The sequence below is a fragment of the Streptomyces sp. NPDC002206 genome, from assembly GCF_053593595.1.
Map to the genome: position 1 here is coordinate 63,384 of NZ_JBSFCW010000003.1, position 16,322 is coordinate 79,705.

General features: G+C 70.2%; 16 protein-coding genes. 1 reads left to right on the top strand and 15 read right to left on the bottom strand.

Annotation, left to right across the window (positions count from 1 at the left end; all coding sequences use genetic code 11):
* Position 1: 1 nt before the first annotated feature.
* On the bottom strand, positions 2 to 1,027 hold the full coding sequence (locus ACWCP8_RS08380) for an aspartate carbamoyltransferase catalytic subunit (RefSeq protein WP_352266261.1): 1,026 nt from the start codon (positions 1,025 to 1,027) through the stop codon (positions 2 to 4).
* A gap of 91 nt (positions 1,028 to 1,118) precedes the next feature.
* Positions 1,119 to 1,703: a bifunctional pyr operon transcriptional regulator/uracil phosphoribosyltransferase PyrR gene (gene pyrR / locus ACWCP8_RS08385; protein ID WP_267006215.1), complete on the bottom strand. Its 585-nt coding sequence runs from the start codon at positions 1,701 to 1,703 to the stop codon at positions 1,119 to 1,121.
* Positions 1,704 to 1,900: 197 nt separating this feature from the next.
* Between pyrR and bldD the strand changes: the two genes are divergently transcribed.
* Complete coding sequence (gene bldD / locus ACWCP8_RS08390) at positions 1,901 to 2,401, top strand: transcriptional regulator BldD (protein ID WP_014157378.1); 501 nt, start codon at positions 1,901 to 1,903, stop codon at positions 2,399 to 2,401.
* Between the two features lie 461 nt (positions 2,402 to 2,862).
* On the opposite strand, the gene nusB is transcribed toward bldD, so the two are convergent.
* From nusB to ACWCP8_RS08455, 13 genes are all read right to left on the bottom strand, one after another.
* Positions 2,863 to 3,294 (bottom strand): transcription antitermination factor NusB, encoded by a 432-nt coding sequence (gene nusB / locus ACWCP8_RS08395; RefSeq protein WP_267006214.1) that lies wholly within the window; start codon positions 3,292 to 3,294, stop codon positions 2,863 to 2,865.
* Between the two features lie 2 nt (positions 3,295 to 3,296).
* Complete coding sequence (efp, locus tag ACWCP8_RS08400; protein ID WP_030918902.1) at positions 3,297 to 3,863, bottom strand: elongation factor P; 567 nt, start codon at positions 3,861 to 3,863, stop codon at positions 3,297 to 3,299.
* A gap of 49 nt (positions 3,864 to 3,912) precedes the next feature.
* The gene (locus ACWCP8_RS08405) at positions 3,913 to 5,019 is read right to left on the bottom strand and encodes an aminopeptidase P family protein (protein WP_352266180.1); all 1,107 of its coding nucleotides are present in this window, start codon (positions 5,017 to 5,019) and stop codon (positions 3,913 to 3,915) included.
* Between the two features lie 110 nt (positions 5,020 to 5,129).
* On the bottom strand, positions 5,130 to 5,951 hold the full coding sequence (locus ACWCP8_RS08410) for a Pro-rich N-terminal domain-containing protein (protein ID WP_382832403.1): 822 nt from the start codon (positions 5,949 to 5,951) through the stop codon (positions 5,130 to 5,132).
* A gap of 124 nt (positions 5,952 to 6,075) precedes the next feature.
* Positions 6,076 to 6,528, bottom strand: coding sequence for a type II 3-dehydroquinate dehydratase (aroQ, locus tag ACWCP8_RS08415; RefSeq protein ID WP_355995620.1), 453 nt, complete (start codon positions 6,526 to 6,528; stop codon positions 6,076 to 6,078).
* Positions 6,525 to 8,171, bottom strand: coding sequence for a 3-dehydroquinate synthase (gene aroB, locus ACWCP8_RS08420; protein WP_352266177.1), 1,647 nt, complete (start codon positions 8,169 to 8,171; stop codon positions 6,525 to 6,527). The genes aroQ and aroB overlap by 4 nt, the downstream gene beginning before the upstream one ends.
* Positions 8,168 to 9,352, bottom strand: coding sequence for a chorismate synthase (gene aroC / locus ACWCP8_RS08425; protein ID WP_352266176.1), 1,185 nt, complete (start codon positions 9,350 to 9,352; stop codon positions 8,168 to 8,170). Before aroC ends, aroB begins: the two co-directional genes overlap by 4 nt.
* A gap of 149 nt (positions 9,353 to 9,501) precedes the next feature.
* Positions 9,502 to 10,338 carry a shikimate dehydrogenase gene (locus tag ACWCP8_RS08430; protein WP_451114966.1) on the bottom strand — a complete coding sequence of 279 codons (837 nt, stop codon included), beginning with the start codon at positions 10,336 to 10,338 and terminating at the stop codon, positions 9,502 to 9,504.
* A complete protein-coding gene (gene mltG, locus ACWCP8_RS08435; RefSeq protein ID WP_451114968.1) occupies positions 10,325 to 12,118 on the bottom strand; it encodes an endolytic transglycosylase MltG in 1,794 nt (597 codons plus the stop codon). Before mltG ends, ACWCP8_RS08430 begins: the two co-directional genes overlap by 14 nt.
* 95 nt (positions 12,119 to 12,213) lie before the next feature.
* Complete coding sequence (gene ruvX / locus ACWCP8_RS08440; protein ID WP_451114970.1) at positions 12,214 to 12,678, bottom strand: Holliday junction resolvase RuvX; 465 nt, start codon at positions 12,676 to 12,678, stop codon at positions 12,214 to 12,216.
* Between the two features lie 17 nt (positions 12,679 to 12,695).
* Entirely contained in the window at positions 12,696 to 15,365 is a 2,670-nt protein-coding gene (gene alaS / locus ACWCP8_RS08445) for an alanine--tRNA ligase (RefSeq protein ID WP_352266172.1), read from the bottom strand.
* The gene (locus ACWCP8_RS08450; protein WP_352266171.1) at positions 15,365 to 15,733 is read right to left on the bottom strand and encodes a DUF6167 family protein; all 369 of its coding nucleotides are present in this window, start codon (positions 15,731 to 15,733) and stop codon (positions 15,365 to 15,367) included. Before ACWCP8_RS08450 ends, alaS begins: the two co-directional genes overlap by 1 nt.
* Positions 15,734 to 15,740: 7 nt before the next feature.
* Entirely contained in the window at positions 15,741 to 16,193 is a 453-nt protein-coding gene (locus ACWCP8_RS08455) for a DUF948 domain-containing protein (RefSeq protein WP_352266260.1), read from the bottom strand.
* Between the last annotated feature and the right edge of the window lie 129 nt (positions 16,194 to 16,322).

Sequence of the window (16,322 nt, forward strand, 5' to 3'; positions counted from 1 at the left end):
GTTACTTGTTCTCCTCGGAATCGGCAGGGCGCGCAGCGCTTCGATCAAGGGTGGCGGCGGGCGACGGGTGGGAGGGTGCGGCGGGCTCGGAGCCGCCCAGCAGCAGATACAGGACCGCCATGCGGATCGAGACGCCGTTGGCGACCTGCTCGACGACCGTGCACCGGTCGGAGTCGGCGACCTCGGCGGTGATCTCCATGCCGCGGACCATCGGGCCGGGGTGCATGACGATGGCGTGCCCGGGCATCTTCGCCATGCGCTCGCCGTCCAGGCCGTAGCGGCGTGAGTACTCGCGCTCGGTCGGGAAGTACGCGGCGTTCATCCGTTCACGCTGCACACGCAGCATCATCACCGCGTCGGACTTCGGCAGCACCTCGTCGAGGCTGTAGCTGACGTCGCACGGCCACTGCTCGACACCGACCGGGACCAGGGTCGGCGGGGCCACCAGCGTGACGTGGGCGCCGAGGGTGTTCAGCAGGTGCACGTTGGAGCGGGCGACCCGGCTGTGCAGGATGTCGCCGACGATCGTGATCCGTCGTCCTTCCAGGTCCCGGCCGAGCCCGGCATCGGCTCCGACCAGCCTGCGGCGCATGGTGAAGGCGTCCAGGAGCGCCTGGGTGGGGTGCTCGTGCGTGCCGTCACCGGCGTTGACGACGGCACCGTCGATCCAGCCGGAGGTGGCGAGGCGGTACGGGGCGCCGGAGGCACCGTGCCGGATGACGACGGCGTCCGCGCCCATCGCCTCCAGGGTCAGCGCGGTGTCCTTGAGCGACTCGCCCTTGGAGACGGACGAGCCCTTCGCGGAGAAGTTGATGACATCGGCGGAGAGGCGCTTGGCGGCGGCCTCGAAGGAGATGCGGGTACGCGTCGAGTCCTCGAAGAAGAGGTTGACGACGGTGCGGCCGCGCAGGGTCGGGAGCTTCTTGATCGGCCGGTCGGCGACGCGGGCCATCTCCTCGGCGGTGTCGAGGATCAGCACGGCGTCGTCGCGGGTGAGGTCGGCGGCCGAGATGAGGTGACGCTTCATCTGGGTGTTCTCCGGGTGGCTGGAGGGTTCAGGCATGCGGGCGTGCGGAAGCAGTCGTACGACCGGATGTCGGCCGTACGGGTGAGTGCAGCTACTGCGCGCCCGCCGGGGCGGTCTGCTGGACACCGAGCAGCACGGCGTCGCGGCCGTCCTCCTCGGCGAGCTGGACCTTGACCGTCTCCCGCAGCGACGTGGGGAGGTTCTTGCCGACGTAATCGGCGCGGATCGGGAGTTCGCGGTGGCCACGGTCGACAAGGACCGCGAGTTGCACCGCGCGGGGGCGGCCGATGTCGCCGAGCGCGTCGAGCGCGGCGCGGATCGTACGGCCGGAGAAGAGCACATCGTCCACCAGGACGACCAGCCGGCCCTCGATGCCCTCGCCGGGGATCTCGGTGCGGGCCAGGGCGCGCGCCGGGCGCAGTCGCAGGTCGTCGCGGTACATGGTGATGTCGAGGGAGCCGACCGGCACCTTCCGGCCGGTGATCTCTTCGAGCTTGTCGGCCAGCCGACGGGCGAGGAAGACGCCGCGTGTCGGGATGCCGAGGAGCACCACGTCGTCGGCGCCCTTGGCGCGTTCGACGATTTCGTGGGCGATTCGAGTCAGAACTCGGGCGATGTCGGGAGCCTCGAGAACGGGGCGTGCCGCATTGCCGGTGGCTTCGTGCTGTGCGTCCATAAGAAACGGACCTCCTTCTCCGCCTCACTGGACGGACCTTAAAGGACGTCGAAATTTGCTTCATCAACGTTACCAGGCCTTGCGCGGAGCCTTGGTCACAACCCCGGGAGGTGCCGGTGCGGACCACTCGGCTTGACGCATCCAAGTAACGCTGCGTAACCTCACAGTGAGTTACCAGACTTCGTCCGGGGAGCCTTATGTCCAGCGAATACGCAAAACAGCTCGGGGCCAAGCTCCGCGCAATCCGCACCCAGCAGGGCCTCTCCCTCCACGGCGTGGAGGAGAAGTCCCAGGGCCGCTGGAAGGCCGTCGTGGTCGGTTCGTACGAGCGCGGCGACCGTGCCGTGACCGTACAGCGTCTCGCCGAGCTGGCGGACTTCTACGGTGTCCCGGTGCAGGAGCTTCTGCCCGGCACGACGCCCGGCGGGGCCGCCGAGCCGCCGCCCAAGCTTGTCCTGGACCTGGAGCGCCTCGCCCACGTCCCGCCGGAGAAGGCCGGACCGCTGCAGCGCTATGCGGCGACGATCCAGAGCCAGCGCGGTGACTACAACGGCAAGGTGCTCTCGATCCGCCAGGACGACCTGCGCACGCTGGCCGTGATCTACGACCAGTCGCCGTCCGTGCTCACCGAGCAGCTGATCAGCTGGGGCGTCCTGGACGCGGACGCGCGCCGCGCGGTCGCCCACGACGAGGGCTGACGTGCGGGTCTGAAGCCGCGAAGAAACGTAACGCCGGGTTGACCGGGTCCCCATTCGGGCCCCGGCATCCCGGCGTTTTTTGCTGCCCGGGTCCGGGGCGAGGGTTCCGTCCTCGATCGCCGGACGGGCTCGAGTGCGTACCGGCACGTTCGCCCGCCCCTGCGGGGACTCCGTTCCCCTGAACGGCCCCACCCCTGCATCCCTTGCGCCCTACCCCCGGACGAACGAATCGCCGCAGACGCGCGACGGCCGGTCGGGCCCCGGAGTGGCCCCGGGCCACCCACCACCGCACCACGGGCGGCGCGACCCCGTACCGGGGCCGGCGCACCCATCAAGCCCGTCCGGCGATCGAGGACAGGGACGCCCCGGGCCGCTGCACCGGACTCCACCCAGGGGTCGCACGCCGAAGGGCCCACGGTCGCACGACCGTGGGCCCTTCGTGGGCTGAACGCCGCCGGAAGCTACGACTCCCGGCGAAGGTTCGGCTTGAGGTCCTTGAAGCGGGCCAGCAGCCCGTTCACGAAGGACGGGGAGTCATCGGTGGAGAACTCCTTGGCGAGCTGGACCGCCTCATCGATCACCACCGCGTCCGGCGTCCCGTCCACCCAGATCAGCTCGTACGCACCGAGCCGCAGGATGTTCCGGTCGACGACCGGCATGCGGTCGATCTCCCAGTCCACGGCGTAGGTGATGATGAGGTCGTCGATCCGGTCGGCGTACTGCGCGTACCCCTCGACGAGCTCCATCGTGTACTCGGTGACCGGCGGCTGACGGGTATCGGACCGCGAGTGCCGCACCCAGTCCGCGAGGACCGTCTGCACGGACTCACCGCGCTGGTCGGCCTCGAAGAGGATCTGGAAGGCTCGCTTGCGGGCCGTGTTCCGAGCAGCCACGGTTAGCTGTTCACCCGGCCGAGGTAGTCGCCCGTGCGGGTGTCGACCTTGATCTTCTCACCCGTGGTGATGAAGAGCGGGACGCCGATCTCGTAACCGGTCTCCAGCGTGGCGGGCTTGGTGCCACCGGTGGAGCGGTCGCCCTGGACGCCCGGGTCGGTGTGCTGGATGGTCAGCTCGACGGCGGCCGGCAGCTCGACGTAGAGCACCTCGCCCTCGTGCTGGGCGACGGAGGCGGTGAAGCCCTCGATCAGGAAGTTGGCGGCGTCGCCGACAGCCTTGCGGTCGACCATGAGCTGGTCGTACGTGTCCATGTCCATGAAGACGAAGTACTCGCCGTCCATGTACGAGAACTGCATGTCGCGGCGGTCAATGGTGGCCGTCTCGACCTTCACGCCGGCGTTGAACGTCTTGTCGACGACCTTGCCGGACAGCACGTTCTTGAGCTTGGTGCGCACGAAAGCCGGGCCCTTGCCGGGCTTGACGTGCTGGAACTCGACGACGGACCAGAGCTGGCCTCCGTCGAGCTTGAGCACCAGGCCGTTCTTGAGGTCGTTCGTGGAAGCCACGGTTGCGGAATCTCCTGGACTGAAGCTGGTGGACAACCAAGGATGCGCGCTAGAGCGCGAGCAGCTCCTTGGTCGTAATGGTGAGTAGCTCGGGTCCGCCGTCCGCCTCGGGGCGCACGACGAGCGTGTCATCGATCCGGACCCCGCCCCGGCCCGGGAGGTGAACCCCCGGTTCGACGGTGACCGGCACACAAGCGTCCAGTTTACCCATGGCTGCCGGTGCCAGCTGCGGGTCCTCGTCGATTTCGAGCCCCACCCCGTGCCCGGTCGAGGGTGCGAGGCCGTCACCGTGGCCCGCGGAGTTCAGGAGATGACGGGCCGCGCGGTCCACATCGCGGTACGCGGCGCCGGGCACCAGGGCCTCGCGCCCGGCCCGCTGAGCGGCGAAAACCAGGTCGTAGAGGTCGATCTGCCAGGCGGCCGGAGCGGTCCCGATGACAAATGTACGACCGATCTCGCACCGGTAGCCACGATAGTTCGCGCCGAGGCAGACGGAGAGGAAATCTCCCTCCTCGACCCGCCGGTCGGAGGGCCGGTGACGGCCCTGGCCCGAGTTGGGTCCGGTGGCGACGGAGGTCGAGAAAGCCGGCCCGTCGGCGCCGTGGTCCACCAGCCGCCGTTCCAGTTCCAGTGCGAGATGCCGTTCGGTGCGACCGACGAGGATCGATTCGAGGAGTTCGCCGAGCGCCTGGTCGGTGATCTCGGCGGCGATCCGCAGGCAGGCGATCTCCTCCTCGTCCTTGACGATGCGCAGCTGCTCGACCGTGGCGCCGAGGTCGGCCAGCCGGAGCCGCGGGGCGACCGCGCGCATGGCCCGGTGGCGGGCGACCGTCAGATCGTGTTCCTCCACGGCGAGCGATTCCGCGCCGGACGAGGTGGCCAGATCGGCGGCTGCGACCACCGGGTCGCCGTCGGTGGCGGGCAGCAGGGCCACCCGCAGCTCGTCGTCGGTGCGCCCCTGGACGGGATCGCCGGTCGGCGCTCGGGGGCAGACCAGGACGTCCTCGTCGGGGCCGAGCAGCAGCACGGCACCCGGGGGCGCCCCGCCCGCGAGGTAGCGGACGTTGGCGGGGCGGGAGACCAGAGCGGCCGCGGATCCGACGGCGGCGCACCGGTCCCGCAGCAGCGCGCGGCGGACGGTGTACACCTCTGACATGCCACGAGCCTACGAGCGGGAGCGCCGGGCTGCCCGGTCAGCGCATCCGACCGGGGACCGCAGCAGGCCGGGGCCCCCTCAGGTGTGCGGAACCGGGACCCGCCGGGCCGTCACCATGCGGGCGGGCTGGCTAGGGAGCGGGCGAGTATGTCGTCGAGGACGCGGGCCGTGGTCTCCACGTCGTAGGTCGAGTTGTCGATGATCGGCAGTCCCGAGCCGTACCAGCCCGCCATCCTGCCGTGGATCCGGGCGACCTCCTCGTCCGACAGCCGGCGATTACCGCTGCGGGCGGCGTTGCGCTCCAGCACGATCTCCAGGCCCGGGAGGAGCACCACGGGCAGCAGCCCCGGGCCCACATGGCGCTTCCAGCCGCCGAGGCCCACGACCGGGCGGTCGGGGAAGACCGCGTCGTCGAGGATGCAGGAGATGCCGTTGGCCAGGAAATTGCGGGCCGCGAAGCCGCAGGTGCGGCGGGCCAGTCGGTACTGGGCCTCCGAGTGGTCGTTCCACCCGGCCTGCGGGTCGGCGAAGCCGGAGCAGACCCATTCGCGGACGTCGTCGAGGCTGACGTGCGCCGTGGGGACCCGGCGACGGCTGGCCCACAGCTTGGCCACGGTGGTCTTGCCCGCACCCGCCGGACCGATCAGGAGGACGGCGAGCGTCGCCGTGCCCGTGCCGGGCTCGGCGGGTGGTGCGGGCAGCGGGACGGGGCCGCCGGGTGGCAGCTGAATGTGCCCGGTGGTCTCCCGGGAGACGGGCGCGGGGGCGTGATGCGGGGCGGGCCCGGTCCACCCCTGGCCCTGGGGTGCGGGCGGTGGCGGCGGCCCCGGCGGACCGGGGTGTCCGGGGTGCTGGGCCTGGTGCGTCCAGCCGGCAGGTCCGTTTCCGGGTCCTTGGGGCGGCGGCAGCGGGGCCCCCACTGCGTGCTGCATCCGGTGCCACTCCGTCTCGTACAGGCAACTGGCGCTGGTGGAACGGCAACCGTACCGTCCCCGGCCGCCACAGAGGCAACGGTCGGGGACGGGACGGAGTGCCCGTCGGCCGGTCGGCCGTCCGTTACGCGCCCTGCCAGTCCGTCAGTTCGTCCGCGAGGGCGCGGAGCGCGAGCCGGTAGGAGCCGATGCCGAATCCGGCCACGGTCCCCGTGGCGACCGGCGCGACGACGGAGTTGTGGCGGAATTCCTCCCGTGCGTACGGGTTCGAGATGTGCACCTCGATCAGCGGGGCGGTGCGCTGCGCGGCCGCGTCCCGCATTCCGTACGAGTAGTGGGTGAACGCTCCCGGGTTGAGAACGACCGGAATTGAACCGTCCGCTGCCTCGTGCAGCCAGCGGATCAGCTCGCCCTCGTCGTTGGTCTCCCGGACGTCGACGTCGAAGCCGAGCTCCTTGCCCAGCGCCCGGCAGGTCTCGACGAGCCCGGCGTACGACGTCGCTCCATAGATATCGGGCTCGCGGGATCCGAGGCGGCCGAGGTTCGGCCCGTTGAGCACGAAGACCCTGCGGGTCACGCCGACACCTCCCCGTACGCGGCGAGCAGCACGGCCGGGTCGGGGCCCTCCAGGACGGTGGGCTTGCCCAGGCCGTCGAGGACGACGAAGCGGAGCAGGTCGCCGCGGGACTTCTTGTCGACCTTCATGTTCTCCAGCAGCTTGGGCCACTGGTCACCGCGGTAGGTGAGCGGCAGTCCGACCGACTCCAGGATCGCCCGGTGCCGGTCGGCGGTGGCGTCGTCGAGGCGGCCGGCGAGCCGGCCGAGCTCCGCGGCGAAGACCATCCCGATGGAGACGGCCGCGCCGTGGCGCCACTTGTAGCGCTCGTTCTTCTCGATGGCGTGGCCGAGGGTGTGGCCGTAGTTGAGGATCTCGCGCAGACCGGACTCCTTGAGGTCGCTGGAGACGACCTCGGCCTTGACCCGGATGGAGCGCTCGATCAGCTCGGCGGTGTGCGGTCCGGCGGGCGTACGGGCACCTTCCGGGTCCGACTCGATCAGGTCGAGGATCGCGGGGTCGGCGATGAAACCGGCCTTGATGATCTCGGCCATGCCGCTGACGTAGTCGTGCACGGGCAGCGAGTCGAGGGAGGCGAGGTCGCAGAGCACCCCGGCCGGCGGGTGGAAGGCGCCGACGAGGTTCTTGCCCTCGGCGGTGTTGATGCCCGTCTTGCCGCCGACGGCCGCGTCGACCATGGCGAGCACCGTCGTCGGTACGGCGATCCAGCGCACCCCGCGCAGCCAGGTCGCCGCGACGAACCCGGCCACATCCGTGGTGGCGCCGCCACCGACGCCGACGATCACATCGGTGCGGGTGAAGCCGGTCTGGCCGAGCGCCTTCCAGCAGTACGCCGCGACCTCGACGGTCTTGGCCTCCTCGGCGTTCGGCAGCTGGATCGCGATGGCCTCGTACCCCTGGTCGGCGAGGTCCTGACGGACCGCCTCGCCGGTCTCGGCGAGCGCCTCGGGGTGCAGGACCGCGACCCGCTGGGCGCGGTCGCCGATGAGCGACGGCAGCTCGCCGAGCAGCTGCCGGCCGATCAGCACCTCGTACGGGTCGGTGCCCGCACTGCCGGCGATCTGGATGCGCGTGGGTCCCTGGTCCGTCATGTGTGTGTTCTCCCGGCCGGGCGCCGCGGGGTCGCCCGCGCGCTCCGGCAGTTCCAGTGCGTCGAGGACCGCTTGGGCGACCTCTTCGGGGGTGCGCCCGTCGGTGGCGACGGTCGCCCTGGCCACCTCGGTGTAGAGATGGCGGCGGGCGTCCATCAGCTCACGCCACTGCCGGCGCGGGTTGACGGCGAGCAGCGGGCGCGCGGTGTTCAGCCCGACCCGCTTGACGGCCTCGTCGACGTCCATCGAGAGGTAGACGACCGCGTGGTCGGCGAGCAGGGTGCGGGTCGTCTCGTCCAGCACGGCTCCGCCGCCGAGCGAGAGGACGCCCGTGTGTTCGGCGACCGCGGCGCGTACCGCCTCTCGCTCCAGCTCGCGGAAGTGTTCCTCGCCCTCGTCGTAGAAGATCTCGGAGATCGGCTTGCCCGCCGTGGCCACGACGTCCGCGTCGGTGTCCCGGTAGGTGGTGCCGAGCCGGTCGGCGAGGAGCTCACCGACCGTGGACTTGCCGACGCCCATCGGGCCGACGAGGACGATCAGCGGGCCGCTCATCGGATCTGGAGGTGGTCGAGGTACGACTGGACGTTGCGGTGGGTCTCGGGGACGCTGTCGCCGCCGAACTTCTCCGCGACGGCGTCGGCCAGGACCAGCGCGACCATCGCCTCGGCGACGATCCCGGCGGCCGGCACGGCACAGACGTCGGAGCGCTGGTGGTGCGCCTTGGCGGGCTCCCCGGTGACGACATCGACGGTGGCCAGCGCGCGGGGCACGGTCGCGATGGGCTTCATCGCGGCGCGTACCCGCAGCAGCTCTCCGGTGGTCAGACCGCCCTCGGTGCCGCCGGAACGACCGGTGGCGCGCTTGATGCCGTCCTCGGTGACCAGGATCTCGTCGTGCGCCTTCGAGCCGGGGACCCGGGCCAGGTCGAAGCCGTCGCCGACCTCGACACCCTTGATGGCCTGAATACCCATGAGGGCGGCGGCGAGGCGGGCGTCGAGGCGCCGGTCCCAGTGCACATGCGAGCCGAGGCCGACCGGCACGCCGTACGCGAGCACCTCGACCACACCGCCGAGGGTGTCGCCGTCCTTGTGGGCCTGGTCGATCTCGGCGACCATTTCCTTGCTCGCGGCGGCGTCGAGGCAGCGCACCGGGTCGGCGTCGAGCTTCTCGACGTCGGCGGGCGTGGGGTAGACACCGTAGGGAGCCTTGGCCGCGGCCAGTTCGACGACGTGGCTGACGATCTCGATGCCCGCGGTCTCCTTGAGGTACGACCGCGCGACGGCGCCGAGCGCCACCCGGGCCGCGGTCTCCCGGGCGCTGGCGCGCTCCAGGATCGGCCGGGCCTCGTCGAAGCCGTACTTCTGCATCCCCGCGAGGTCGGCGTGGCCGGGGCGGGGACGGGTCAGCGGGGCGTTACGGGCCAGCTCGGCCAGCTCGTCGGGGTCGACCGGGTCGGCCGACATGACCTGCTCCCACTTGGGCCATTCGGTGTTGCCCACCATCACGGCGACCGGGGAGCCCATGGTGAGCCCGTGGCGCACCCCGCCGAGGAAGGTGACCTCGTCCTTCTCGAACTTCATGCGAGCGCCGCGGCCATAGCCGAGCCGCCGCCGGGCCAGTGCGTCCGCCACCATCTCCGTGGTGATCGGGACACCGGCGGGAAGACCCTCCAGCGTCGCCACCAGTGCGGGGCCGTGCGACTCCCCTGCGGTCAGCCAGCGCAACCTGCTCAACGGTGCTCCTCATGCTCGCGCCTGAAACTGCAACGGCGCGACCGGGTGCGCGGCCCTGGCCCGCCACCATTGATCCTCCCACGCCCGGGCCCCCGGCCCGCCCGCCGGTCCAGCTGACGGACGGATCGGTGCTTCCTCGGTGCCTGGTGTCAGCGGGCGGCGAGTGCCGCTTCACCGGCCTGCCGCATGGCCGCGAGAGGGGCGGGCGAGCAACCCGTCATCCGCTCGACCTGGAGGACAGCCTGGTGCACCAGAAGATCCAGACCTCCGACGACTGCGCCGCCCCTGGCCGACCAGGCTGCGGCAAGTCCGGTCGGCCAGGGCTCGTACAGCACATCGAACAGCGTGCCGGGAGCCGCCGGCACCGCACCGGTGAGCGCGTCCGTGGTGCCGGCCGGCGTGGTGGCGATCACCAGGGGTGCGCGCAGCGCCTGCTCCGCGTCCGCCCAGTCGGCGATCCGTACGTCGACCCCGAGCCGCTCGCCCCAGCCGCGCATCTCGTCGCCGCGCCCGCGGCTGCGTACGTATGCCGTGACCGGACCCGTGCAGATCTCCGACAGCGCGGCGAGCGCGGAGGACGCGGTGGCTCCGGCGCCGAGGACGGCGGCCGAGTCGGTCTTCTCGACGCCGCGCTCACGCAGCGCGGCGATCATGCCGGGGATGTCGGTGTTGTCACCGACGCGACGGCCGTCCTCGGTGAAGACCACGGTGTTGACGGCCTCGACGGAGGACGCGGTCCCGCTGACCGAGTCCAGCAGCGGGATGATCGCGCGCTTCAGCGGCATCGTCAGCGAGAGCCCGGCCCAGGAGGCGTCGAGTCCCTCGATGAAGCCGGGGAGCCCCGCCTCGTCCACGTCGAAACGGTCGTACGACCAGTGGGCGAGACCGAGTTCGGTGTACGCGGCCCGGTGAAGGACCGGGGAGAGCGAGTGGGCGATGGGCGAGCCGAGGACGGCCGCCCGGTGGCGCCCGTCAGTCAATGGCATCGAACTTTTCCTTGAGCTTCAGGAACTCGTCGTACGTCTTGGCGAACTCGGTCTTGTGCTGCCCGTCGGTTGCCACGAAGTAGACCCAGCCGTCCTTCGTCGGATGCAGGGCAGCAGCAAGCGCCTCATTGCCCGGGTTACCGATGGGCCCAGGGGTGAGGCCACGCTGGGTGTACGTGTTGTACGGATCCTGATTCTTACGGATCTCGGCCACGGTGATATTGATCTTGCTTTGATTCTTCAGGTAATTGTAGGACGAGTCGAACTGCAGCAACTGATTCGTCTGCGTGTTGCTCGGCTTGAGACGGTTGTAGATCACTTCTGCCATCTTGCGGAAGTCATCGTGCGTCTTACCCTCGGCCTGAACGAGACTGGCCGCCGTGATGACCTGCCACGGACCGTCCAGGTTGTACTTCTTGGCCGTTCCCTCGAGGTCGACCTTGTCGTACTCCTCGTTGGCCCGGGAGACCATCTCCTTCAGGACGGCCTCCGGCTTCATGCCCTTGGTGACCGAGTACGCCGCCGGGTAGAGGAAGCCCTCCAGCGGGTCCTTGAGCTTCTTGTGCCCCTTTGCCCAGGACGGCAGCCCGAGACTCCCTGCCTTTGCTTCCGCCACGTCCCCGGTTGTGCCGGTCTTGATGCCGAGCCGGTTGTCGATCAAGGCATACACTCTGCTGTTCCGGGTGCCCTCCGGGATCACCAGCAGATTCTGGCTCTTCGGGTCGAGCATCATCTTCACGGCCTCGGCCGCGGACATGTGCCCGTGGAGGACGTAGACGCCCGCCTGGATCGATTTCCCCTTGGGGTTCTCGGTCTGCGCTGCAACGAAGGCGTCGACGCTCTTGACGACGCCCTTCTCCTTGAGGATGTTGCCGATCTCGTTGCCGAGGGCGAGCTTCGGGATCTCCACCTCGACGCTGCCGGAGCCCGTGCCCGTGTAGTCGGGTGCCGCGCCGAATTGTTCCTGCCAGTACGTGTAGCCGAAGTAGGCCGCGCCGCCGAGACCGCCGGCGAGGACCAGGGAGACGACGAGGCAGGCGCAGCCGTTGCGGCTCTTCTTCTTGCCCTTGCCGCGGCGTTCGCTGTCGCCGCCCCTGCGCGACTCACTCGGGTCGTCGTCGTACTCGTCATCGTCGTCACGGGGGCGCCGGACATCGCGGTCGTCGTCGACGCCCGTGAAGAAGGGGTGCGTCTCCTCCTCGGGCTCGTCCGGGTCCCAGTCGGGGTTACGCGGTGGAGCCTGTCCGGGCGCCCCCTCGCGCCGGCCCGGGGGCTGCGGCGGCGGGTACGCCTCGGGAGTGCCGTAGGGGTCGTGCGATGCGCCGTAGCCACCCGGCCGGTTCCCGTACGCGTCCTGCGGATTGCCGTCGTACGGCGGCATCGCCGCAGGCTGCTGACCGGTGTCCCAGCCACCGTTGTACTGCTGGTGCTGCTGAGCCTGCTGGGCGTACGGGTCATGCGGCTGCTGCGGCTGCTGCGGCTGCGCATACGGGTCCTGGGCGTACGGGTCGTGCGGCTGCTGCTGCGGCTGCCGCTGCTGCGCATACGGGTCCTGCCCGTACGGGTCCTGCGGCGAGCCGTACTGCTGGTGCTGCTGATGCTGGGGGTACATCTGCTGCGGCTGCTGCTGGGGATAGGGGTCCTGCGGATAGGACTGCTGCGGGCCGCCGAACTGGCTCTGGCCGTGGGCAGCCTGCTGGCCATCCCATCCCTGGTCCCCGTAGAGGGGATCCTCGGGATGCCACGGTTCGGAGCCGGGGCCCCGGCCATACTCAGTCATCGATCCCCTAGAGCCGCGAGACGAACTTCCGCCTCTTTGCTGTGCGGTATTTGTTCGAACACCGCCGCATCGCGCGGAACGTTACCGTATCGCGATCAGACAACCACTTCGACGCCCTCGCCCGGAGCTTTACCTGACGCCCGCTCCGACTCCAGAGCGTTCTGGAGGATCACCACAGCGGCAGCCTGGTCGATGACAGACCGGCCCTTCTTGGACTTCACACCCGAGGCGCGCAGCCCCTGGCTCGCCGTCACTGTGGTCATCCTCTCGTCCACCAATCGCACCGGAATGGGTGCGGCCGAGCGGGCGACCTCCTGGGCGAAGACCCGGACCTTGGCCGCGGCGGGCCCTTCACCGCCGCCCAGGGATCTGGGCAGACCGATGATGATCTCGATGGGCTCGTACTCCTCGACGATCTGCCCCAGCCGCCGGTGGGCGGCCGGGACGTCGCGTCCCGGCACGGTCTCCACCGGTGTGGCGAGGATCCCGTCGGGGTCGCACGAGGCGACCCCGATCCGGGCATCTCCGACGTCGATCGCGAGGCGACGTCCACGGCGCATCTGCGTCACCTCCGCCGTCACGCCGTCTCGGCGACGAGGCGTTCGACAGCGGCGATGGCCTCGCCGATCGCGGCGGGATTCTGGCCGCCGCCCTGGGCGACGTCCGGCTTGCCGCCGCCACCGCCGCCGAGGGTCTTGGCAGCCGTACGGACCAGGTCGCCGGCCTTGAGGCCGCGTTCGCGGGCGGCCTCGTTGGTGGCGATGACAGTCAGCGGGCGGCCGTTGGCCGTGGTGAACAGCGCCACGACGGCCGGACGGCCGCCCTGGATGCGGCCCCGGACGTCGAGGACCAGCCTGCGCAGGTCGTCGGCGGACGTCCCGTCCGGCACCTGTCCGGTGACCAGGGCGACACCGCGTACGTCCTTGGCGGAGTCGGCGAGTCCGCCGGCGGCCTGGAGGACCTTCTCCGCGCGGAACTTCTCGATCTCCTTCTCGGCGTCCTTCAGCTTGCCGAGCATGGCGGAGACCTTCTCCGGAAGCTCCTCGGGGCGCCCCTTGACCAGCTCCTGGAGCTGGGCGACGACCGTGTGCTCCTTGGCCAGGAAGTTGTACGCGTCGACGCCGACGAGGGCCTCGATACGACGCACGCCGGAGCCGATGGACGACTCGCCGAGCAGCTTCACCAGGCCCAGCTGGGCGGTGTTGTGGACGTGCGTACCGCCGCACAGCTCCTTGGAGAAGTCGCCGATGGTGACGACCCGGACGCGCTCGCCGTACTTCTCGCCGAACTCGGCGATGGCGCCCTGCTTCTTGGCCTCGTCGATCGACATGACCTCGGCCTGGACGTCGAGCTCCCGGGAGAGGACCTCGTTGATCTTCTGCTCGACGTCGGTGAGGACCGTGCCGGGAACGGCCGCGGGCGAACCGAAGTCGAAGCGGAAGCGGCCCGGCGAGTTCTCCGAACCGGCCTGGGCGGCCGTCGGGCCGAGGGCGTCACGCAGCGCCTGGTGCGTGAGGTGCGTGGCGCTGTGGGCGCGGGCGATGGCGCGGCGGCGGGTGGTGTCGATGGCGGCGTAGGCGGTGGCGCCGACCGTCACCTCGCCGACCTGAACCGTGCCCTTGTGGACGGAGACGCCGGGGACCGGCTGCTGGACGTCGCGCACCTGGATGACGGCGCCGTTGTCGAGCCGGATCCGGCCCTGGTCGGCGAGCTGGCCACCGCCCTCGGCGTAGAACGGCGTGCGGTCGAGGACGACCTCGACCTCGTCGCCCTCGGTGGCGGCGGGCGAGGAGATCCCGTTGACGAGGAGGCCGACGATCGTCGACTCGCCCTCGGTGGAGGTGTAGCCGGTGAACTCGGTGGAGCCCGACTTGTCGGCCACCTCGCGGTAGGCGGACAGGTCGGCATGGCCGGTCTTCTTGGCCTTGGCGTCGGCCTTCGCGCGGTCCCGCTGCTCCTTCATCAGGCGGCGGAAGCCGTCCTCGTCCACGGCGAGGCCCTGTTCGGCGGCCATCTCCAGGGTGAGGTCGATCGGGAAGCCCCAGGTGTCGTGGAGCAGGAACGCCTTGTCGCCGGCGAGGACCTTGCCGCCGGCGGCCTTGGTCTCGGTGACCGCGGTGTCGAGGATGTTGGTGCCGCCCTTGAGGGCCTTCAGGAAGGCGGCCTCTTCGGCGAGGGCGACGGTCTCGATGCGCTTGCGGTCGGTGCTCAGCTCCGGGTACTGCTGGCCCATCGACTTGATGACCGTGTCGACGAGCTCGGCGACAACCGGGCCGGTGGCGCCGAGGAGGCGCATGTTGCGGACGGCGCGGCGCATGATGCGGCGCAGGACGTAGCCGCGGCCCTCGTTGCCGGGGGTGACACCGTCGCCGATGAGCATGACGGACGTACGCATGTGGTCGGTGACGACGCGGAGCGAGACGTCGGAGGTGTGGTTCTCGCCGTAGCGCACCCCGGTCAGCTCGGTGGCCTTCTCGATGACGGCCATCGAGGTGTCGATCTCGTACAGGTTCTGCACGTCCTGCAGGATCATCGCGAGGCGCTCGAGGCCGAGGCCGGTGTCGATGTTCTTGGACGGCAGGTCACCGAGGATCGGGAAGTCCTCCTTGCCGTCGCCGGCGCCCCGCTCGTACTGCATGAAGACCAGGTTCCAGATCTCCACGTAACGCTCGTCGTTGACGGCCGGGCCGCCCTCGACGCCGAACTCGGGGCCGCGGTCGTAGTTGATCTCGGAGCAGGGTCCGCACGGACCGGGGACGCCCATGGACCAGAAGTTGTCCTTCTTGCCCAGACGCTGGATGCGTTCGGCCGGGACGCCGATCTTGTCGCGCCAGATCTGCTCGGCCTCGTCGTCGTCGAGGTAGACCGTGATCCACAGCCGCTCGGGGTCGAGACCGAAGCCGCCCTCCGCCACGGAGGTGGTGAGAGCCTCCCAGGCGTAGCTGATGGCGCCTTCCTTGAAGTAGTCGCCGAACGAGAAGTTGCCGCACATCTGGAAGAAGGTGCCGTGCCGGGTGGTCTTGCCGACCTCTTCGATGTCGGGCGTACGCACACACTTCTGCACGCTGGTGACGCGCGGGGCGGGCGGCTTGACCTCGCCGAGGAAGTACGGCTTGAAGGGGACCATGCCCGCGGGGACCAGCAGCAGAGTCGGGTCGTCCGCGATGAGCGACGCCGAAGGCACGACGGTGTGCCCGCGCTCCTCGAAGAAGCTCAGCCAGCGGCGACGAATTTCAGCCGACTCCATCAGTGGTCCTCATTCCGGTTGTACGAGTTGTCGTTGTACGAGTTGTAGGGGAGCTTGCGGTGGGCGCTGGCGTCTGCGGCCGGGGCGGGCTCGGCCGCTTCGACCGCGAACTGACGCTGTACCGGGAGCTCGGGGTCGACCGGTGCCTGCAGGCCCAGCGCCTCCCCCAGCTCGGCCTCGCGCCGGACCATGCCGTCGCGGACGTCGAGAGCGAAGTCCTTGAGCTTGTGACCTCCCTCGATCGCCTTGTCGGCGGCGCGCGCCGCGAGGCTCTCGGGGGTCAGCTGCTTGAGCTTCCGATTGACCTTGGTGGTGGCCCAGACACCGGCGGCTGCGCCGGCGGTGAACCAGAACGTACGGCGGAACATCGCTGCGTCAGTCCTTCGATCCGCGGGAGCTTCTGCCGCCGCGCTTCTTGGCCCTCGCGGACGGCACCGTACGGCCGACGATCACCGTGCGACGCGACGCCGCCCGGCGGGCCGGCTCGGCTTCCGGAGAGGTCCGGCGGCCGAGGGCCTGCCGCACTCCGTAACCGAACGCGGCCACCTTGACCAGTGGTCCGCCGAAGGTGGATGCGACGGTGGTGGAGAGCGCCGAGGCGTTGGAGGTGACCTCCTGGACGTCCGTCGCGATCGCGTCGACCTTGTCGAGCTGGGTCTGCGCGGAGCGCACCGTCGCGGAGGCGTCGGCGAGCAGCGGAACGGCCTGCTCGGTCACTTCCGCCACGAGCTTGGTGGTTGCCCTGAGCGTCTGGGCCAGCCTCACCAGGACGACGGCGAGGAACGAGACCAGGATCGCCCAGAAGACGGCCACCAGGATCCCGGCCACCTCTCCACCGGACACGTTGCACCGCTCTCTGGCTTGTCGAATCGTCGTCTCCCGACCCTATCGCGCCGGGGGGCGCGCCCCCTACCGCATTAGGGATGGGGGGAACGGGAGTTGCACAAAGGAGATTGT